Origin of the sequence: Streptococcus sp. 263_SSPC (assembly GCF_001071995.1) — a bacterium.
In the GTDB taxonomy this organism is placed as follows: Bacteria; Bacillota; Bacilli; order Lactobacillales; family Aerococcaceae; genus Granulicatella.
In genome coordinates this window covers 14,529-35,435 of record NZ_JVNU01000029.1, presented here as the reverse complement: position 1 = coordinate 35,435, position 20,907 = coordinate 14,529, and the positions used below count along the sequence as shown (strand labels likewise).

Genomic DNA, 20,907 nt, shown 5'->3' with positions numbered 1-20,907 from the left:
ATGCGTTTTGTCAGTTCTTCAATTATGATTCTAGGAGGCAACTATGAACATTATCTTAATGGGTCTACCTGGTGCAGGTAAAGGTACTCAAGCAGAAAAAATCGTTGCTACATACGGAATTCCACATATTTCAACAGGAGATATGTTCCGTGCTGCTATGCAACAAGAAACTGAATTAGGTCTTAAAGCTAAATCATTCATGGATAAAGGCGAATTAGTACCTGATGAAGTAACTAACGGCATTGTAAAGGAACGTTTACAACAAGCCGATACAGAAAAAGGATTCTTATTGGACGGTTTCCCACGTACTCAAGCACAAGCGGAAGCACTTGATAAAATCTTAGCGGAATTAAACCGCTCAATCGATGCAGTAATTAACATCGAAGTGAACCCAGAAATCTTAATGCAACGTCTAACAGGAAGAATTATTTGTCGTAACTGTGGTGCTACTTACCACAAAACAAATAATCCACCTAAAGTAGAAGGTACATGTGATCGTTGTGGTTCTCATGATTTCTATCAACGTGAAGACGACAAACCTGAAACAGTGGAAAATCGAATTCAAATTAACATTGAACAATCAAAACCAATCTTAAACTACTATAATGCAAAAGGCTTATTACGTAATGTTGATGGAGAAAGCGGCATTGACAATCTCTTCAAAACAATTCAATCAATTATGGGCGAACCTCGCTAGGAACTGCCTGTTATCTTGCAATTATGGTAGCTAAAATGGTATACTTAGAAAGTTAGATAACGGTAGAAGTCCGTCAAATAATCCGTAAAAACTTTTTACAAGTAAGGAGGATGAGACATGGCAAAGGAAGACGTAATTGAAATTGAAGGTATTGTTAATGAAACATTACCGAATGCGATGTTCAAGGTCGAACTTGAAAACGGTCATGAGGTTTTAGCGCATGTATCTGGAAAAATCCGGATGCACTACATTAAAATTTTACCGGGCGATAAAGTAACGGTTGAATTATCACCGTATGATTTAACGCGCGGAAGAATCACGTATCGCTTTAAATAATGGACTCCGTTAATGAAATAGAGGAGGGAACTTAAATGAAAGTTAGAGCATCAGTAAAACCAATTTGCGAAAAATGTAAAGTAATTAAACGCAATGGTAAAGTTATGGTGATTTGTCAAAATCCCAAACATAAACAACGTCAAGGATAATATATAAGGAGGTACTCATTAGTATGGCTCGTATTGCAGGTGTGGATATTCCACGTGAAAAACGTGTTGTTATTTCTTTAACCTATATTTACGGTATCGGTATTACTACTTCAAAACAAATCTTAGCAGCTGCTAACGTTAGTGAAGATACTCGTGTTCGCGATTTATCGAACGATGAGTTAGACCGTATCCGTGCTGAAGTGGATAAACTAAAAATTGAAGGTGACTTACGTCGTGAAGTGAACTTAAACATCAAACGCTTGATGGAAATTGGTTCATACCGTGGAGTTCGCCACCGTCGTGGTTTACCAGTTCGTGGTCAAAACACAAAAAATAATGCTCGTACTCGTAAAGGCCCAGCTAAGGCCATTGCAGGTAAGAAAAAATAATTTAGAGAAGAAGGAGGTTAATTCTTCATGGCAAAGAAAGTTGTACGCAAACGCCGCGTGAAAAAGAATATTGAATCTGGTGTAGCACACATCCGTTCAACATTTAATAATACAATTGTTATGATTACAGACGTTCATGGTAATGCTATTTCATGGTCTTCTGCAGGTGCTTTAGGATTTAAAGGTTCTAAAAAATCAACACCATTTGCTGCTCAAATGGCTGCTGAATCTGCTGCAAAAGGTTCAATGGAGCATGGAATGAAAACTGTAGAAGTTTCTGTTAAAGGTCCTGGTTCAGGTCGTGAAGCTGCTATTCGTTCATTACAAGCTACTGGATTAGAAGTGACAGCAATTCGTGACGTAACACCAATCCCTCATAATGGATGTCGTCCTCCAAAACGCCGTCGTGTGTAATGGATTGTTATTGTTGAATTTTGTCGGACAATCGCACATTGAACGTACGTTTTGAAAGGGGTAAATAACATGATCGAAATTGAAAAACCAAAAATTGAAACGATCGAAATCAGCGAAGATGCAAAGTTTGGTAAATTCGTTGTTGAGCCACTTGAACGCGGTTATGGTACTACCTTAGGGAACTCATTACGCCGAATCTTATTATCGTCACTCCCTGGTACTGCAGTAACAGATATCCAAATGGATGGCGTTTTACATGAATTTTCAACAATAGATGGCGTGGTTGAAGACGTAGCTGCAATCATTTTAAACATTAAAAAAATTGCATTGAAGTCTTTCACTGAAGATGAAAATAAAGTATTAGAAATTGATGTTAAAGGTCCAGCGGTAGTAACTGCAGGCGATATCAAACATGATAGCGACATTCAAGTTCTAAACCCTGATTTATATATCTGTACAGTAGCTGAAGGATATCACTTCCATGTTCGTATGAATGCTAAAAATGGTCGTGGATATGTTCGCTCTGACTACAATAAATCTGATAATATGCCAATTGGTGTAATCCCAATTGATTCTATTTATACTCCGATTAGTAAAGTGAACTACCAAGTCGAAAACACTCGTATTGGTCAAAAAAATATTTATGATAAACTAACTCTTGATGTATGGACAGATGGTTCTATCGCTCCTCAAGATGCTGTTAGTTTAGCGGCTCGTATCTTAACTGAGCACTTAAATATCTTTGTTAATTTAACAAATGAAGCACATCCTATGGAAATCATGGTCGAAAAAGAAGAAACTCAAAAAGAACGTCTTCTTGAAATGACTATTGAAGAACTAGATTTATCAGTTCGTTCATATAACTGCTTAAAACGTGCTGGAATTAATACAGTACATGAATTAACAAGCAAGTCTGAAGCGGAAATGATCAAAGTTCGTAACTTAGGTCGTAAATCGCTTGAAGAAGTGAAACAAAAATTAATCGATTTAAATTTAGACTTACGTCGTGAAGACTAATAGAAACTCTTAAGAAGGAGGAATATTAAAAATGGCTTATCGTAAATTAGGACGTACAAGTTCACAACGTAAAGCGTTATTACGTGACTTGACAACTGACTTAATTATTAACGAACGTATCGTTACAACTGAAGCTCGTGCTAAAGAAATCCGTTCTACTGTAGAAAAAATGATTACTTTAGGTAAACGTGGAGACTTACATGCTCGCCGTCAAGCAGCTGCATTTGTACGCAACGAAGTAGCAGATGTTCGTGAAGAAGGCGAATCAATCGTTGTTGAAACAGCGTTACAAAAATTATTTAATGATTTAGCATCACGTTACAGCGAACGTCAAGGTGGATACACTCGTATTCTTAAAACTGAACCTCGTCGTGGCGATGCTGCACCAATGGTTATCATTGAATTAGTTTAATAAACATTCAATCGAACACTTTTCGATGGTTGAAAAGAGCGTCATGATGGTAATAATCATCTTGCTTATAAGATGGAAAGTCTGGGGCTACTGAACAGGTAGCCTTATTCTTTCTCAGATTATTTAGTCTAGCTCGTTGTTTTCCCGCCGAAGCTTTTTGGCGGGAGAGCACTTCATCATGAAAAAGTGTGTTTTTTTATTTATACATATTTTTGATACATACATAGGAAAAGGGAAAGGGGTGTCCCCGTTGCAATCAACAATTATTGAGTTAAATAACATCCATTATCGTTATCATGAAGAGGATGAGCGTGAAGCGTTGGCAGGAGTATCCTTAAAGGTCGAACGCGGTGAATGGTTAGCCATCATTGGGCATAATGGTTCTGGGAAATCAACATTAGCCAAAGTCATGAATGGACTTATCGAAGCAGGTAGTGGAGAAGTTCTGATTAATGGTGTTGTTTTAAATGATGAGACCGTATATGACGCTAGACGTGCGGTGGGTATGGTTTTTCAAAATCCAGATAATCAATTTGTTGGGACAACGGTGGAAGACGACATCGCCTTCGGATTAGAAAATATCGGGCTCCCACGAGAAGAAATGATTGAGCGTGTGACTCGCGTTCTTGAAATGGTAAAAATGAGTGACTTTAGAACGAAGGAACCTGCACGACTCTCAGGAGGCCAAAAGCAACGGGTTGCGATTGCCGGCGTCACAGCCTTAGAACCTTCTGTCATTATTCTCGATGAAGCTACTTCTATGCTGGATCCTAAGGGACGTATGGAAGTTATCGGGACGATTCAAAAGTTACACAAAGAGAAAAACATTACGGTCATCTCGATTACACATGATTTAGATGAAGCAGCGCAAGCAGACCGTGTTGTGTTAATGGAACAAGGACAAATTCAACAAATCGGAACTCCTGAAGAAATTTTCAAATTGGGAACGAAGCTTGTTGAAAAGGGACTCGATGTGCCGTTTGCTGAGAAATTAATCGAAGTACTTCGCGAAAAGGGATTGGAAGTTCCTGAAGCGTATCTTGATGAAGAAGGGTTGGTGGAATGGTTATGGACATCCGTTTTAACGAAGTAAATTTCGCATACCAAGCAAACACACCTTTTGAAACACGTGCGCTTTTCGACGTAAACTTCAATATTCCATCAGGAAAGTACACGGCCATCATTGGACATACAGGTTCTGGGAAATCGACCATTTTACAACACTTAAACGCGTTACTGAAACCAACATCGGGTACGGTGGAACTTGGGGATCGCGTAGTAGACTCTGAAACGAGCAATAAAGACCTGAAGCCACTGCGCCAAAAAGTCGGTATCGTATTCCAATTTCCGGAATCACAACTCTTCGAAGAAACGGTTGAAAAAGATATTGCTTTTGGGCCAAAGAACTTCGGAGCAAGTGAGGAAGAAGCAAACCAGCTAGCGAAAGAGACTCTAAAAATCGTGGGACTTCCTGAAGAGGTCTTACATAAGTCACCATTCGATTTATCTGGGGGACAAATGCGTCGTGTAGCGATTGCTGGCGTGTTAGCGATGCAACCAGAAGTATTAGTCTTAGACGAACCAACAGCGGGATTAGATCCTAAAGGTCGCTTTGAGATGATGGAAATGTTTGCGCAACTCCAACGCGAAAAAGGCATTACAATCGTCCTTGTAACACACCAAATGAATGATGTTAGCGATTATGCGAATTACGTGATTGTGTGTGAAAAGGGGACTGTTGTAAAAACAGGAACTCCTGAAGAAGTATTTGCGGATGCTGCTTGGTTACAAGAAAAACAACTAGGCTTGCCTTCGACTGTTCAGTTTGTCGAAAAGCTAAAAGCAAAAGGATTCCAAACAGACGCTCGTCCAATGAACCTAGACGCTTTAGCAGATTTACTTGTTTCACATTCGAAAAACGGAGGTGACACAAGTGCTCGATAAACTTATTTTAGGTCGCTACTTACAAGGCGATTCATGGATTCATAAACTCGATCCAAGAACAAAATTAATTGGAACATTTGCATTCGTGTTAGTCATTTTCTTAGCGAATAACTGGGTGACATATGGCTTATTAATCGCCTATACACTGATTGCCTTACTTTTATCGAAGATTCCATTAGGGTTCTTCTGGAAAGGGATTAAGCCGTTAATTTGGGTGATTCTGTTTACAGTAGCACTTCAAATCTTATTTACAAGCGGTGGAGACGTCTACTTCCAATGGGGATTCATTCAAGTAACGTCTGAGGGGATTATTAATGCGGTATTCATCTTCTTACGTTTCGTATTAATTATCTCGTTCTCAACGCTATTAACACTAACAACCGCACCATTACAATTAACGGATGCGATTGAAGCGGTGATGAAGCCATTAGCCGTTGTGAAATTCCCAGTGCATGAAGTGGCATTAATGTTATCCATTGCACTGCGTTTTGTACCAACATTAATGGACGAAGCACAAAAAATTATGAACGCGCAACGAGCTCGTGGGGTTGATTTTGGAGAAGGAAATCTCTTCGAACAAATGAAGGCGATTATCCCAATCTTAATTCCGTTATTTGTCAGCTCATTAAACCGTGCGGAAGACTTGGCAACAGCCATGGAAGCACGTGGATACCAAGGCGGAGACGGACGTAGTAAGTACCGTGTTCTAAACTATGAAATGCGTGATGCCATTGCGGGATTATCCCTTGTGGCCGTAACGATTTTATTATTTGTATTAAAAGCATAAAAAAATAAGGAGCTTGACTTGTCAAGCTCTTTTTTGAAAGAAGGGAAAAGGATGCAGCGATATAAACTCGTCATTCAATATGATGGTACGCCGTATGTTGGATTTCAAGTACAAGAGAATGGGAATAGTATTCAAGCAGAACTGAATAAAGCCTTGAAGAAGATGACAAAGGGGCAATATATTCCTGTTAGTGGCTCTGGTCGTACCGATTCTGGAGTGCATGCCAACGGTCAAGTGGTTCATATCGACTATCCCAAAGCTATCGAAGCTGACTCACTTGTTCGTGCGATGAACAGTTTATTGCCGACGTCGATTCGGATTGTTTCGGCAGAGGCAGTATCGGATGACTTCCATGCGCGCTATAGTGTGACTGGGAAACGATATATCTATAAAGTAACGACTGCTGCTATACAGAGTCCTTTCCGTCGTCAATATGAACTGCATCACCCATTCAAGACGGATGTCGAACGCATCAATAAGGCGTTTGAAGCGGTGATAGGAGAGCACGACTTTACAAGTTTTTGTTCGACTAAAAGTGATAAAGACTCTAAAGTACGAGTGGTCACAAAAGCAGAAGTTGCTCGTTACGGCGATGAATTGATTTTCACGTTTGAAGGGGAAGGGTTCCTTTACAATATGGTTCGAATTCTCGTTGGAACGGCGCTTCAAATTGGAGACGGCTTACGGGAAGTAGAAGAGATGAAGCAAATTCTAGAAGCGATGGATCGAAATGCGGCAGGACCAACAGCACCTGCTCATGGACTGTACTTAGATGAAGTGTTTTATAAGAATTTCGACTAGAAATATGATAGGATGAAAGTAGTTATATTAAAAGGAGTGTCAATATGGTATTAAAAGATTTCGACAAAAACTTAGAAAAATATGCTAAATTATTAATCTCAACAGGGATTAACGTGCAACCAGGTCACACAGTGAATATTGTGATTGACGTAGACCAAGCACCTTTAGCTCGTTTATTAGTAAAAGAAGCTTACGCACACGGAGCAAGCGAAGTAATCGTATCATGGGCTGACGATTTTGTAGGCCGTGAGCGCTTATTACACGCTGCTGAAGACCGTATCACAAACGTTCCAGAATACCGTGTAGCAGAAATGAACTACTTATTAGAGAAGAAAGCAAGCCGCTTAAACGTTCGCTCAGCGGATCCAGATGCATTCGCTGGCGTATCAGCAGAACGTCTTCAAAAATCAACAAAAGCATTAAGCCTTGCATTAAAACCATTACGTACAGCAACACAAGCCAACAAAGTGAGCTGGACTGTAGCAGCAGCTGCTGGTAAAGAATGGGCGAAGAAAGTTTTCCCTAATGCAGCAACTGACGAAGAAGCAGTAGATTTATTATGGGATCAAATCTTCAAAACTTGCCGTGTTTACGCTGATGATCCAGTGGCAGCATGGAAAGAACACGAAGAAAAATTAGATGCTAAAGCAGCTATTTTAAACAAAGAACAATTCGTAAAATTACACTACACTGCACCAGGAACAGACTTAACTCTTGGAATGCCTAAAAACCATGTTTGGGAAAGTGCTGGAAGCTTGAACGCTCAAGGAGAACACTTCATCGCAAACATGCCAACAGAAGAAGTCTTCTCAGCTCCTGACTTCCGCGTAGCTGACGGATATGTATCAAGTACAAAACCATTGAGCTACAACGGTAACATCATCGAAGGAATCAAAGTGACTTTCAAAGACGGTCAAATCACAGAAGTATCTGCTGAAAAAGGCGACAAAGTAATGAAAGACTTAGTATTCGAAAACAATGGTGCTCGTGGATTAGGTGAAGTTGCATTAGTAAGCGACCCATCACCAATCTCACAATCAGGAATCACATTCTTCAACACATTATTCGATGAAAATGCATCAAACCACTTAGCAATCGGTTCAGCTTATGCAACAAGCGTTAAAGGTGGAGAAAACTTCGAAACTGAAGAAGAATTAAGAAAAGCTGGATTAAACCGTGCTGATGTTCACGTGGACTTCATGATCGGTGGACCAGAAATGAACGTGGATGGTATCCGTGAAGACGGTACTGTTGTTCCAATCTTCCGTAACGGAGACTGGGCTATTTAGTCGGATAAATTGAAAAAGTAAAAGGAACGAACTTTGAGAGAAGTTCGTTCCTTTTTTTGTGTTGTTATAAGAAAAATTAATACGGCTATAAGAAAATTCAATTGGTAAAAACTTCACAAAGAAGGTACAATAAAAACAGAGGAATCCTTATAAAGTTCGTAATAATTCAATGAGTTCTAAGACGTTTTGCGAATAAGTTTCGTTTGGGCGATAGGCGACTCCGATTGGGAAAAATCCATTTTTATCGATGAGAGGAATCCATACGAGTTCGTCATCTGAATAAAACTCTTTATATTCCAGCGCCATGATGCAAACGGAGTTAAAGGTTGCAAGACTGGCAAGGAGTACTTCCCAGTTGTCGTCTACGTAAACGATATTCGGTTCAAAGCCAAAATGTCTAGAGCGTTGGTGTAATAATTTTCCAAGCATAAAGTGTTCAGACAAGGTGCTAAAACGTTCCTCCTTCAAATCTTCAAAGGTGATAGAGTCTCTCGAAGCTAGGCGATGACCCTTAGGAACGACAAGACTCGCCTGGTAACCAGCGAAGTGTTGTTGGAACGGTTCAATCACAATATCGGATTCAATCTTTGGAAAGGATAGAACACCAAGGTCGATTTCTTCATTCACTAGTGCAGTTTGAAGCTCACGCGAACCGCCTTGTACCATCGTTAAGTGAATCGAAGGATGCGACATCATAAAACGCGAGAATTCAGGCATTAATTTGATCGCAAAAAGTGTCGGTAGCCCAATTCGAATTGTTTCTTTTTGAGGCTGATTAAGCTCATGAATTTGAGCCACAGTCCCTTCCATCAAAGAAATGATTTTCTTACCATTATCGTATAAGAGCTGTCCAGCTTCAGTCAGTCGAATACTATTGTTAGTTTGCTGAATAAAAAGCGGAGTATGTAATTCGGATTCTAATTTTTTAATGGTTTGAGAAAGGGTCGGTTGCGTAATGAATAAACTACGAGCGGCATTGGAATATCCGCCATGGTCAACGATACTAATGAAGTAGTGTAGGTGTTTAATATCCATTGGACATCTCCTATTCTTTTAAGTGAAGTGTTATACAATAATTGTAACAAAGAATAAAGACGGAAACAATAAGGTTTTGAAAACATAAAGGAGGAATTATGATGAAAATTACAATCGCAGGTGCTGGCGCCATGGGAAGTCGCTTTGGATTAATGCTCCATCAAGCAGGGCATGAAGTGCTCCTAGTCGATGGATGGAAAGATCATGTGGATGCCATTCAAAAAGAAGGATTAAAGGCAAACTATAATGGAGAAGAAATCGTTGTAAAATTACCAGCGGTGCTCCAAAGTGAAGTCACAGAAGAGATGACAAGTGACCTAATCATTTTATTTACAAAAGCGATGCAATTAGAAAGCATGTTAACAGATTTGAAACCAGTGATTCATGATGAAACAAAAGTACTTTGCTTACTCAATGGTATTGGACATGAAGAAGTGATTGAACAATTTGTTCCAAAAGAAGATATCTTTATTGGGAACACGATGTGGACGGCTGGAATGGAAGGTCCTGGTCGCGTGAAACTCTTCGGTAGCGGAACGGTAGCCATGAAGAACTTGGTGGATACACCAGAGGCAAAAGCCAATGCCGAAGAAATCGTTGAGGTGTTGAACAGCGGTGGTTTAAATGCATCTTACTCTGAGAATATTCTATTCGCCATTTATAAGAAAGCATGTGTAAATGGAACGATGAATGGACTCTGCACCATCTTGATGAGTAATATGTATGAATTTGGTTCTACAACGACTGCACACTTGATTGTTGAAAATATCGTGAAAGAATTTTCAGAAGTTGCGAAAAGTGAAAACATTCTGTTAAATGTTTCAGAAATTGTAGATTTCATCGAAACGAATTGTTATAATCGTGAAACAATTGGGCTTCATCACCCATCGATGTATCAAGACTTAATTGAAAATAATCGTTTAACAGAAATCGACTACATCAACGGAGCGGTGGTGCGTAAAGGACAAAAATATGGCGTTCCAACACCATATTGTGAGTTTTTAACAGCATTGGTTCATTGTAAAGAACAAATTCTTGGAGCTAAATAGCTCAGATTAGAGGGGGACAAAACTATGGAAGCACAAGCAAAACAAAAAATGACGGCTTCAGTTTTTATCAATAAAATCTTAGCAGGGACAGCCCTAGGGGTTATCGTCGGACTGATTCCAAATGCCGTTCTTTCAGCAATTTTAAAACATTTTAGTCAATATCCAATCGCAGTAACCATTACGCAAATCGCGGTTATTTTCCAATTAGCAACTCCACTGATTATCGGGGGCTTAATTGCATTACAATTCGGATTTAAACCAATGCCGATGATGGTTGTTGCAGGGGCCTGCTTCGTAGCAAGTGGGGTAGTGACGTATAATGCAGAACTTCAAAAATATGTCGGTGCTGGAACAGGGGACTTGATTAATACAATGGTCACTGCTGGTATCGCTGTGGGAATGTTAATGCTGATCAAAGATAAATTTGGTTCAACTGCCGTTGTAGCAATGCCAATCGTTGTTGGTGTGGGTTCTGCCTTTATCGGATTGCTATTATTACCATACGTTAAAATGATTACAGCAGCCATTGGTCAAGTCATCAACGAGTTCACAACATTACAACCAATCTTGATGTCAATCTTAATCTGCTGCTCATTCGCAACATTAATCATTTCGCCAATCTCAACTGTAGCGATTGGTTTAGCAATTCAATTAAACGGTGTATCTGCCGGGGCCGCTGCTATGGGGGTTGCTGCAACAGCCGTAGCATTAGTGGTTCACTCATGGAAAGTCAATAAATCAGGGGTAACATTAGCCATCGCTCTTGGAGCTATGAAATTGATGATGCCTAACTTATTCAAATATCCAGTAATCTTGATTCCATGTTTATCAACAGCGATTCTTTCAGCGATTCCAGTAGCGCTATTCTCAGTAAGTGGTACTCCACAATCTGCAGGGTTCGGTATCGTAGGATTGGTAGGACCGTTAGCTTCTATCGATGCTGGATTGAACGTTGCCTTAGCAGCTATTGTATGGTTCGTTGTTCCAATTGCAGCAGCGATTGCAAGCAAAATTTTATTTGAAAAAGTTCTTAAATTATACGATTCTTCTGTCGTATTCAAATTCCAAGAATAAGCACAAATTCCTATCGACTCCTTCATGCAAATTGCATGGAGGAGTTTATTTTTATTTTTGCAGGAAGATGGTACAATAAACGTAATAGAAGGGAGTGGTCGGATGAGAATTCAACAATTAATTTATTTCGAGAAAATCGTTGAAAAAGGCTCTATGAATGAAGCCTCAAAAGACTTATATGTCAGCCAACCAAGTTTATCAAAGGCCATTCGTGAGTTGGAATTAGAAATGGATATCACCCTCTTTCAACGGGGGAATACTGGAATTACATTGACGGGAGAAGGGCGTGAGTTTTTAGTTTATGCTCGCCAAGTGTTAGACCAAGTCAATTTGATGGAAGAAAAATATAAACGACAAACAAAACGGAAACGGACATTCTCCGTATCCGCGCAACACTATGCGTTTGTGGTGCATGCCTTTGTCGATTTTATTCAAAAGGAAGCAGGAGACGAATATCAATTCACGCTTCGTGAAACGGAGACTCAAAACATTTTAGAAGACATCACGAACTATAAGAGTGAGATTGGTGTCTTGTATTTGAATGATTTCAACCGCAAAGTGATGGAAAAATTATTCAAGGAGAAAGACTTAGTATTTACACCACTCTTTACAGCGAAACCACACGTGTTCTTAAGCACACAAAATCCATTAGCAGAGAAGAAGAGTATCACATTAGAAGAGTTAGAAGACTACCCTTACTTATCTTATGAGCAAGGGGAAGAAAACTCATTCTACTTCTCAGAGGAAATCCTCAGCACGATGGAGCATAAGAAGAGTATTAAGGTAAGTGACCGTGCGACCATCTTTAACCTAATGATTGGCCTAAATGGATACACCATCAGTTCAGGGATTATTAGTAGTAAGCTAAATGATGATAAGATTGTTGCGGTGCCGCTGGACGTAGAAGATACAATGGAACTCGGAATTTTGCAACACGATCAACGCAAATTATCCAAAGAAGCAGGGCGATTCTTGCATATGCTAAAAACACATATTCAGGAATACGGCTTCGAAGTTCAAAATCTTGATTTTTAGTTCACAAAGAGGTTGAAACTATTCGGAAAATCGTAGATAATAAAAGAACATAAGACATTATTACTCAGTAGAAGGAGACGAATACAAATGAGTTGGAAAGAAACAGCAAAATTATGGGAATCTTTTGAGGCACTTGAAGAAGGATTAAAAGTGCAATTACAATCAATGGATGACACACAAAAAGAGGAAGCCTTCTATACACCATTAGAGTTTGGTACTGCGGGAATGCGTGGAATTGTGGGACCTGGGATTAATAGAATGAACACTTACACAGTGCGTCAGGCAACTGAAGGATTATCACGCTTAATTGAAAGTTACGGGGAAGAAGCGAAAAAACGTGGGGTAGCGATTGCTTACGATTCACGTCATTTTTCACCAGAATTCGCAATGGAGTCTGCACGTACTTTAGCAACTCATGGGATTGCTTCGTATGTATTTGAAAGCTTACGTCCAACACCAGAATTATCATTTGCAGTACGTCACTTGCATACATTTGCCGGAATTATGATTACAGCTAGTCATAACCCAGCAGCTTACAACGGATATAAAGTATATGGTGAAGACGGCGGTCAAATGCCTCCAAAAGATGCGGATGCTTTAACGGCATATGTGCGTCAAGTAGTTAATCCGCTTGAACTTAAAGTGTTAGATGATGAAGCATTAGAAGCATCAGGACTTGTAACGATTATCGGAAAAGACGTCGATGATGCGTACTTGAAAGAAATCAAAACAGTCTCTGTAAATCCAAAACTTCTTAGCGATGTGGAAGGATTATCAGTCGTTTATACACCATTACACGGTACAGGTTTAATGCTTGTTGAAAAAGCATTAGAACAAGCAAACTTCAAAGGCTTGCACGTTGTTGAAGAACAAGCAATGCCAGATGGAGATTTCTCAACAGTTAAATCTCCAAACCCTGAAGAAGCGGGTGCATTTGAATATGCGGTAGAATTAGGGAAAAAAGTGGGCGCTGATGTATTATTAGCCACTGACCCGGATGCGGACCGTATGGGTGCAGCCGTACGCTTACCAGATGGAAGCTACCAAGTGATTACAGGGAACCAAATTGCGGCTATCTTAGTTGATTACTTATTATACGCTCACCAACAAGCAGGAACTCTTCCAAGTAATGCGCTTGTTGTAAAATCAATCGTAAGTAGTGAACTTCCAACAGCAGTCGCTCAAAGTTATGGCGCTGAAATGATGAATGTGTTAACAGGATTCAAATTCATTGCAGAACAAATCCAACATGACGAAGAAACAGGAGATCATACGTTCATGTTCGGTTTCGAAGAAAGTTATGGCTACCTTGTGAAATCATTCGTCCGTGATAAAGATGCCGTTCAAGCAGTGTTATTACTCACAGAAGTAGCCGCACACTTCAAGAATGAAGGTAAGACTTTATATGATGGTCTTCAAGCGTTATACGCAAAACACGGGTACTTCTTAGAAAAAACAATTTCTGTAACAGTAGCTGGTTTAGAAGGTCCACAAAAGATTAAAGCTTTATTAGATGGCTTACGCTCTTCAGTTCCAACAAGCTTTGGAGGATTGAAAGTAGCGTTAGCGCAAGACTTCGCAGTGAATGAGCAAAAAGATGCGAACGGAGTCGTTTCTGAAATCGGACTTCCAACTTCAAATGTATTGAAATATATTTTAGAAGATGAATCATGGATTGCGGTTCGTCCAAGTGGCACAGAACCAAAAATTAAGTTCTACATCGGTGCAAAAGCGGATAGTGAAGAAGCTGCAAAAGAAAAAGTAGCAGCCTTACAAGCCGACTTAGAAAAATTACAAAAATAATGAAATGAGTCACTTACGATTGTGAGTGGCTCTTTTAGTTTCGCATTAAATATTGCGAATGAGGAAATAAAATGATATAATACATTTATATTACAAATGGTAATTGAACGCACAATATTTTTCAAAGTAAGAGGGAAAAGACAATGAATAAAGAAACGAAACGTTTTTTACTAGGAAGTGTAGCACTATTGTCATTGGTAGTAGCAGGGTGCTCTACTGAAAAAAAAGATAGTGAAACGACACAAGTTACAACTGCTGAAGCTTCAACAGAAGAGACCACTCAAGTGACGACACAAGCGACAGCACAAGATGTCAGCAATTATAAAACAGACGGTACGCAACCATCTGAAACATTTAACTGGGAAGCAACAGTCGCTCCACTAAAGAATTTTGAAAAAGAATACATCGATTATGATGGGAATAGAGTAAAAATGAAATCGGCCTCTCTAGCAAATGCGGTTTCGGAGCTAAAACAGATGAAAAGTAAAATCACTGAGCCAAAAGTTCTTGAAGCATTGAAATTACTCGACGCTGTATTTATAGACCAGGGAAATATTGGAGAGCTCTTAAAGGCTGCAGGAGTATCGAGCCAAAAGGAACTTTATACGAAGATTTGGAATGATTTTATGATATCGTTCCTCAAATCAGCTAGACCAGAATTTACTAATGATGCTACGTATGAATATGCGGGTGTCACTTATGCAATTAAGGACTATGGCCCGATGAAATTAAAAGTTGATGTGAATTCGCTGGGGCAGGCTGGTGCTTATACTTTAGAAAGTTATGGTGTAGAGGGAGATACGGTGTACCTCAAGTATAGAGCGCCAATTAAGGATGAAGGAGTAGAGAATCTATTAATCAAGCATCAAACGAATAATCAAGCCTTCTTTGATGCCCTCAAGGAATTGTCTGCAAAAATTGTGAAAACAGATTATAGTAAAAATTTATTGTTGAGATTTTTATATAGTTTAGGATCTCTGGAATTTAAAGGAGATGGTTCCTTTGGCACAAAAGGTGATAAAGAATATTTAGACCAAAGCAGATATATTGTAGCGATTAAAGTAGATGACAATGGGAATAAGAGTATAGATATGAATAATTTGGTGGCTTTATTACAAATCTATGCTGATAATGCAAACGAGGCAAATAAATCCCGATTCAAGTCAACACGTTAACAATTTCATGTTAGCCAGCTACCCAATTGGTGGCTGGTTCTTTGTTGGAGTTTAGAGGAATTTTATAGAAAGATGGAACTATGTTATACTTACTACAAGTATATCGTGAATAACAAAATCTATGAAGATTGAGAGGGGCAGTTTATGAATAAAAATGCCAAACGATTTTTAGCAGGGAGTGTGGCCGTTCTATCACTAGTAGTAGCGGGATGCTCTCAGTCTAAATCAACATCAGAAGTAGCAAAGGAAACAACAGAAGCAACAAGTGAAGTAACAACACAGGTAGCTTCTAATACAAAAACGGATGCTAAAAATCCAGCAGCATCATTTGACTGGAATGCAAAGATCGCACCAATGACGAAATACGAACAAACGTATGTTGAATCAAATAGCGGAAAAACAGTTACGATGAACCTGGAGGGTGTCAAAAAAGCAGTAGAGACCTTGAATGAAAAGAAGAAGAGCATTACTGATAAGAAAGTTCTAGAAGCTTTAAAACTTGTGGATGCAGTATTTGTAAATCAAGAAAACTTTGACGTGCTTCTAAAAGCAACAGGGACTTCAAGCCAAGAAGAACTCTATACTCGTATTTGGAATGATTACATGGTGAACTACTTGAAGGAAGCACGCCCAACATTTACTAATGACGGGGAAGTGGAGTATCAAGGAGTGAAGTATCCCGTTAAAGTCTATGCTCCAATGTACTTAAAGGTAAATACGAATGCCTTAGGAAGAGCAGCAGCTTATACGCTCGAAGATTACAAGGTTGAAGGCGATACCGTATATTTGAAATTAAAAGCACCTCGTGTTGACTTATACCAATATGAAGTACAAGCAAGCTATCAAACAAATAACAAAGCCTTCTTCGATGGACTGGTTGAAGAAGTACAAAAACTGGGACAAACAGACTTTACAAAAGCGCTCTTGTATAAATTTATTTACCGCTTAGCAGCCGTTGGATTTAGAGGAGATGGCTATGTCAACTTAGAAGGAATGGATTATTACGATAGAAACGAACACTATTTAGCGATTAAGGTGGATGACAAAGGCAATGAAACTATCGATGATAAGAATTTAGTGAACCTTCTACAAATCGATATGAAGCCGGCGAACGAAGCAAATAAGACAAAATTTGAATAATTAAACTGAAAAGGCCGATAATGCTGAAAAAGGATTACCGGTCTTTATTTTGTCTAAACGGTAAAAAATAATGGTGTTCCAGTCGGACTTGCATGGGATAATGAAGTCAAAGCATACGAAGAACAAGTGTTATCAAAAAGAAACTAAGGGAGAATTGAAAAATGACAAAATTTATTAAATCACTAGTGGTAAAAAATTATGTGAACTGACAAAAGAATCGTACTTGCGTTATTGGGACGAACGTAATGGCGGGAACGTATCCGTACGCTTAGAAGCGAGTGAAGAAGAAGCGTATGAAGATGTGAAAGAAGTGAAACGTGTCCTCGACTTAGGATTCGACGCTTCCACACTTGCGGGCTACTATTACTTAGTAACCGGTACAGGCCGTTACTTCAGAAACGTGATCAACCAACCGCTTCTTGATTTAGGCTTGGTTCGTATTTCAGAAGACGGACAAAAAGCAGAATTACTATGGGGATTCGAAGATGGCGGAAAACCAACCTCAGAATTCGCGAGTCACTTAATGAGCCACATCGAACGACTCAAAGTGAATCCAAATCATAAAGTGGTCTTCCATTGCCACCCAACAAACTTAATCGCGTCAAGCTTCACACAACCATTAGACGAACGTCATTTATCAAGACTTCTTTGGAAAATGCAGGCTGAATCGATTGTGGTTTTCCCAGAAGGGATTGGTGTGATTCCTTATATGACACCTGGAACAAACGTCATTGGGGAAGCAACGGCTGCGAAAATGGCTGAGTTTCGAGCTGTGATTTGGCCGCATCATGGATTGTTTGCGGCAGGCGATACTTTGGATGAAACATATGGGTTAATCGAAGTGATTGAGAAAGCTGCGATGATTTACTCTCAAGTAGGGGCTCAAGGCGGAAAAATCCTACAAGAAATTACAGATGTGCAATTACAAGAAATTGCGGAATACTTTAACATGACTCCGCACGAAGGTTTCTTAGACGTTTAATAGATGAATCGTTTATAGGGCAAGCTGAAAAGGCTTGTCCTTTTTTGCGTTTTAACAGTCCTCAAGTCGCCAACCGTGTACATTAATACTGAACTGTTGTAAAATAAAGGGGTAACTACAATAAAAAAGGGGTATTGACAGATGAGCTCAATTTACAATGATGATAGTTTAACACTACATACAGACCTATACCAAATTAATATGATGAAAACCTACTGGGAAACAGGCGTTTATGAGAAAAAAGCCATTTTCGAAGCGTATTTCAGAAAATTACCTTTTGAAAATGGATATGCGATTTTTGCTGGACTAGAACGCATCGTTCGTTACATTGAACAATTACGTTTCTCAAAAACGGATATTGACTATTTACGTGGACTTGGACATTATCCAGAAGAATTCTTAACATACTTAGAAAACTTTGAATTCAAAGGAAGCATCCGTTCAGCAGTAGAAGGGGAACTCGTTTTCGCGAACGAACCTCTTGTGCAAGTAGAAGGAACGCTTGCGGAATGCCAATTAATTGAAACTGCCTTATTAAATATCGTCAACTTCCAAACACTTATCGCAACAAAAGCGAGCCGTGTACGCATGGTTTCAGGAGACAATCCAGTATTAGAATTCGGAACTCGTCGTGCGCAAGAATTAGATGCGGCCATTTGGGGAACACGTGCAGCGTACATCGGTGGATGTGATGCGACAAGTAACGTTCGTGCCGGCAAGATGTTTGGCATTCCAGTTTCTGGAACACATGCCCACTCATTAGTACAAGCGTACCGTGATGACTACGAAGCGTTTAAAGCCTATGCTGAGAGTCACCGTGACTGCGTGTTCTTAGTGGATACGTATGATATCTTGAAATCTGGTGTTCCAAATGCCATCCGTGTAGCCAAAGAATTCGGCGACAAGATTAATTTCTTAGGTGTTCGTATCGACAGTGGTGACATGGCGTATATGTCGAAAAAAGTTCGTCAACAATTAGACGAAGCTGGATTTACAAAAGCGAAAATTTACGCATCAAGTGACCTTGATGAAAAAACAATCCTCAACTTGAAGATGCAAGGTGCTAAAATTGACGTTTGGGGAATCGGTACTCGTTTAATTACAGCGTATGACCAACCAGCACTTGGTTGTGTGTACAAGCTTGTAAGTATCGAAGATGAAAACGGCGTAATGGTGGATACAATGAAGATTTCAAACAACGCTGAAAAAGTATCGACACCTGGTAAGAAACAAGTATGGCGTATTACACGTAATTCGGACGGAAAATCTGAAGGGGACTACATTGCGCTATGGGATGAACGTCCAGATCAATTAGACGAACTCTTTATGTTCCATCCAGTCTACACTTATATCAATAAAACAGTGAAAGACTTTACTGCGCGTCCAATTTTACAACCGATTTTCAATAACGGAAAATTAGTGTATGAATTGCCAAAACTTCAAGAGATTAAAGCATACAAAAACGAGCAAATCGAAGCGCTATGGGACGAATACAAACGTATCTTGAACCCAGAGCAATATCCAGTCGACCTCTCTCAAAAGACATACGACCAAAAATTGGCAAGTATTGCGGAAATCAGAGAAGAAGTGCGTCTTAAATCAGAACAGTTGGCCAAAGAAAACGCAAAGTAAGGGGAACGTTATGAGACCATTACAACAAAAAATTATCGAAACGCTTCGTGTGAAACCAGTGATTAATCCTGAAGAAGAAATTCGTAAAACCGTCGATTTCTTAAAGGCGTATCTTGCAAAGCATCCCTTCTTGAATGGGTATGTCCTTGGGATTAGCGGCGGACAAGATTCAACGCTTGCTGGGAAACTTGCACAAATGGCGATTGATGAATTGAACGAAGAACAAGACCAAAAAGTGTATCGTTTTTATGCCGTGCGCCTTCCTTATGGGGTGCAAGCAGATGAACAAGATGCCATGGATGCAATTGACTTTATGAAAGCAACGGATGTGCTTCGCGTGAACGTGAAGGATGCAGTAGATGCGTCTGAACGCAGTATTGAAGCCTTAGGAATGGAAATTTCGGACTTCAATAAAGGAAATATCAAAGCGCGTGAACGCATGGTCGCTCAATATGCGATTGCCGGCCAAACGGGTTGTGCCGTTATTGGAACAGACCATGCGGCAGAATCGGTAACAGGTTTCTATACGAAATTTGGGGACGGGGCTGCGGATATCACTCCGCTATGGCGTCTCAATAAACGTCAAGGCCGTGCGATGTTACAAGTGCTGGGTGCTCCTGAGCATTTATACTTGAAAGTTCCAACGGCAGATCTTGAAGAAGATCGCCCATCACTTCCAGACGAAGTAGCGCTAGGGGTTACTTACGAAGAGATTGATGATTATCTCGAAGGAAAAGACATCAACGAAAAAGCTGCAGAGACGATTGAAAATTGGTATCGAAAGACAGAACATAAACGTCACTTACCAATCACAATCTATGATGATTTCTGGAAATAAAGCTTCAAAGGCTATTCCTATCAGACAACTGGTAGGGATAGTCTTTTTTTGCTCTTTCAAGCAAACGCTCTATTGAATTTCGAATGCGGAGTGCTATAATGAAGATAACAATAGTCGGTTAATAGTTTTCAATTTCATTGGAGGTGGTCTTTATGGACTTAGTATTACCATTGTTTCTGGGGACGTTTGCACTGATGGGAGTTGCTCTATATTTGTTCTACTGGATCATCCGATTAGCCGTAAAACATGGAGTAGAATCTCAACAAAGGAAGTCACATTAACGGCTTCAGAAAAAAGAAATAGAGGTGGCGTGCCACCTCTATTTTCGTGGAGGAAGACAATGAAAGAAATGAAACACTTTGGCGTGTATGGAGTTTGTATTCGCGAGGGACGCATCCTTTGCATCCGTAAGACACGTGGGCCTTACCGCGGGAGATTTGATCTGCCAGGAGGAACGCCAGAAGAGGGCGAGAGTTTGGTAGAAACATTGCGTAGAGAAATGTTAGAGGAGACTGGGTTCCAAGTGTCTGCCATTCATCAAAATACGATTCGTGATGTGTTTGTGACCGTTCCAGGGATTGCGCGAGTGCATCATGAGTTTGTTTTGTTTACCATCGATGTTGAAGAAAAGGGTGCTCAAACGGTAGAAGACTTCGTGACGAGCGAAGAGAAGAACGATTCGAAGGGGATTGAGTGGGTTCCACTTGAAGAAGTCAGCCTTACCAATGCATCTCCACTCGTAATAGAAGCCGCAAGACCTTCAGAGGCATTCGAGGCGAAGCATTACGAACAATGGGTGATGTACGACGAAGATTTTATGAACTAAAATGAATTTAGCTATTTAAAGAACTCTGAATTTTTGTTACAATGAAGTTGGAGCATTTATTCATGTTTTTAGAACCCTTTTTT

22 protein-coding genes and 1 pseudogene are annotated in these 20,907 nt (G+C 39.8%); 22 read left to right on the top strand and 1 reads right to left on the bottom strand.

The genetic code is table 11. The features are described 5' to 3' along the window. The first annotated feature begins 43 nt into the window (after positions 1 to 43). The 12 genes from ADH02_RS04210 (at position 44) to ADH02_RS04155 (ending at position 8,235) form a co-directional block, all read left to right on the top strand. Entirely contained in the window at positions 44 to 697 is a 654-nt protein-coding gene (locus ADH02_RS04210; protein ID WP_048710334.1) for an adenylate kinase, read from the top strand. A 117-nt stretch (positions 698 to 814) separates the two neighbouring features. After that, positions 815 to 1,033: a translation initiation factor IF-1 gene (gene infA, locus ADH02_RS04205; RefSeq protein ID WP_005607446.1), complete on the top strand. Its 219-nt coding sequence runs from the start codon at positions 815 to 817 to the stop codon at positions 1,031 to 1,033. A gap of 35 nt (positions 1,034 to 1,068) precedes the next feature. Continuing rightward, a complete protein-coding gene (rpmJ, locus tag ADH02_RS04200) occupies positions 1,069 to 1,182 on the top strand; it encodes a 50S ribosomal protein L36 (RefSeq protein ID WP_005607444.1) in 114 nt (37 codons plus the stop codon). Between the two features lie 23 nt (positions 1,183 to 1,205). Beyond that, a complete protein-coding gene (rpsM, locus tag ADH02_RS04195; RefSeq protein WP_048710330.1) occupies positions 1,206 to 1,571 on the top strand; it encodes a 30S ribosomal protein S13 in 366 nt (121 codons plus the stop codon). Between the two features lie 27 nt (positions 1,572 to 1,598). Next, on the top strand, positions 1,599 to 1,985 hold the full coding sequence (gene rpsK, locus ADH02_RS04190) for a 30S ribosomal protein S11 (RefSeq protein ID WP_048710326.1): 387 nt from the start codon (positions 1,599 to 1,601) through the stop codon (positions 1,983 to 1,985). A gap of 69 nt (positions 1,986 to 2,054) precedes the next feature. Further along, positions 2,055 to 3,002 (top strand): DNA-directed RNA polymerase subunit alpha, encoded by a 948-nt coding sequence (locus tag ADH02_RS04185; RefSeq protein WP_048710324.1) that lies wholly within the window; start codon positions 2,055 to 2,057, stop codon positions 3,000 to 3,002. 31 nt (positions 3,003 to 3,033) lie between these two features. Then, a complete protein-coding gene (rplQ, locus tag ADH02_RS04180; RefSeq protein WP_048782821.1) occupies positions 3,034 to 3,414 on the top strand; it encodes a 50S ribosomal protein L17 in 381 nt (126 codons plus the stop codon). A 241-nt stretch (positions 3,415 to 3,655) separates the two neighbouring features. After that, positions 3,656 to 4,507 carry an energy-coupling factor ABC transporter ATP-binding protein gene (locus tag ADH02_RS04175; protein ID WP_239681735.1) on the top strand — a complete coding sequence of 284 codons (852 nt, stop codon included), beginning with the start codon at positions 3,656 to 3,658 and terminating at the stop codon, positions 4,505 to 4,507. Further along, positions 4,483 to 5,358, top strand: coding sequence for an energy-coupling factor ABC transporter ATP-binding protein (locus tag ADH02_RS04170; protein ID WP_048782897.1), 876 nt, complete (start codon positions 4,483 to 4,485; stop codon positions 5,356 to 5,358). Before ADH02_RS04175 ends, ADH02_RS04170 begins: the two co-directional genes overlap by 25 nt. Then, on the top strand, positions 5,348 to 6,145 hold the full coding sequence (locus ADH02_RS04165; RefSeq protein ID WP_048710318.1) for an energy-coupling factor transporter transmembrane component T family protein: 798 nt from the start codon (positions 5,348 to 5,350) through the stop codon (positions 6,143 to 6,145). The genes ADH02_RS04170 and ADH02_RS04165 overlap by 11 nt, the downstream gene beginning before the upstream one ends. A 51-nt stretch (positions 6,146 to 6,196) precedes the next feature. Next, positions 6,197 to 6,946: a tRNA pseudouridine(38-40) synthase TruA gene (gene truA, locus ADH02_RS04160; protein ID WP_048782819.1), complete on the top strand. Its 750-nt coding sequence runs from the start codon at positions 6,197 to 6,199 to the stop codon at positions 6,944 to 6,946. 44 nt (positions 6,947 to 6,990) lie between these two features. After that, on the top strand, positions 6,991 to 8,235 hold the full coding sequence (locus tag ADH02_RS04155; protein ID WP_048782818.1) for an aminopeptidase: 1,245 nt from the start codon (positions 6,991 to 6,993) through the stop codon (positions 8,233 to 8,235). Between the two features lie 147 nt (positions 8,236 to 8,382). On the opposite strand, the gene ADH02_RS04150 is transcribed toward ADH02_RS04155, so the two are convergent. Continuing rightward, positions 8,383 to 9,270 carry a LysR family transcriptional regulator gene (locus ADH02_RS04150; protein ID WP_048782816.1) on the bottom strand — a complete coding sequence of 296 codons (888 nt, stop codon included), beginning with the start codon at positions 9,268 to 9,270 and terminating at the stop codon, positions 8,383 to 8,385. A gap of 101 nt (positions 9,271 to 9,371) precedes the next feature. Between ADH02_RS04150 and ADH02_RS04145 the strand changes: the two genes are divergently transcribed. The 10 genes and pseudogenes from ADH02_RS04145 (at position 9,372) to ADH02_RS04100 (ending at position 20,824) form a co-directional block, all read left to right on the top strand. Then, complete coding sequence (locus tag ADH02_RS04145) at positions 9,372 to 10,319, top strand: 2-dehydropantoate 2-reductase (RefSeq protein WP_048782815.1); 948 nt, start codon at positions 9,372 to 9,374, stop codon at positions 10,317 to 10,319. 24 nt (positions 10,320 to 10,343) lie between these two features. Next, on the top strand, positions 10,344 to 11,393 hold the full coding sequence (locus ADH02_RS04140) for a PTS sugar transporter subunit IIC (protein WP_048782813.1): 1,050 nt from the start codon (positions 10,344 to 10,346) through the stop codon (positions 11,391 to 11,393). Between the two features lie 102 nt (positions 11,394 to 11,495). After that, positions 11,496 to 12,428, top strand: a complete 933-nt coding sequence (locus ADH02_RS04135; protein WP_048782811.1) for a LysR family transcriptional regulator — start codon at positions 11,496 to 11,498, stop codon at positions 12,426 to 12,428. Between the two features lie 87 nt (positions 12,429 to 12,515). Continuing rightward, entirely contained in the window at positions 12,516 to 14,231 is a 1,716-nt protein-coding gene (locus ADH02_RS04130; RefSeq protein WP_048782809.1) for a phospho-sugar mutase, read from the top strand. A 143-nt stretch (positions 14,232 to 14,374) separates the two neighbouring features. Continuing rightward, positions 14,375 to 15,406, top strand: coding sequence for a hypothetical protein (locus ADH02_RS04125; RefSeq protein ID WP_048782807.1), 1,032 nt, complete (start codon positions 14,375 to 14,377; stop codon positions 15,404 to 15,406). A gap of 144 nt (positions 15,407 to 15,550) precedes the next feature. Next, entirely contained in the window at positions 15,551 to 16,546 is a 996-nt protein-coding gene (locus ADH02_RS04120) for a hypothetical protein (RefSeq protein WP_048782806.1), read from the top strand. A 161-nt stretch (positions 16,547 to 16,707) separates the two neighbouring features. Then, positions 16,708 to 17,528: pseudogene (gene rhaD, locus ADH02_RS04115) on the top strand (rhamnulose-1-phosphate aldolase). 141 nt (positions 17,529 to 17,669) lie between these two features. After that, entirely contained in the window at positions 17,670 to 19,160 is a 1,491-nt protein-coding gene (locus ADH02_RS04110) for a nicotinate phosphoribosyltransferase (protein ID WP_048782802.1), read from the top strand. 10 nt (positions 19,161 to 19,170) lie between these two features. After that, complete coding sequence (nadE, locus tag ADH02_RS04105) at positions 19,171 to 19,998, top strand: ammonia-dependent NAD(+) synthetase (protein ID WP_048782800.1); 828 nt, start codon at positions 19,171 to 19,173, stop codon at positions 19,996 to 19,998. 340 nt (positions 19,999 to 20,338) lie between these two features. Continuing rightward, positions 20,339 to 20,824: an NUDIX hydrolase gene (locus ADH02_RS04100; RefSeq protein WP_048782798.1), complete on the top strand. Its 486-nt coding sequence runs from the start codon at positions 20,339 to 20,341 to the stop codon at positions 20,822 to 20,824. Positions 20,825 to 20,907 lie beyond the last annotated feature (83 nt).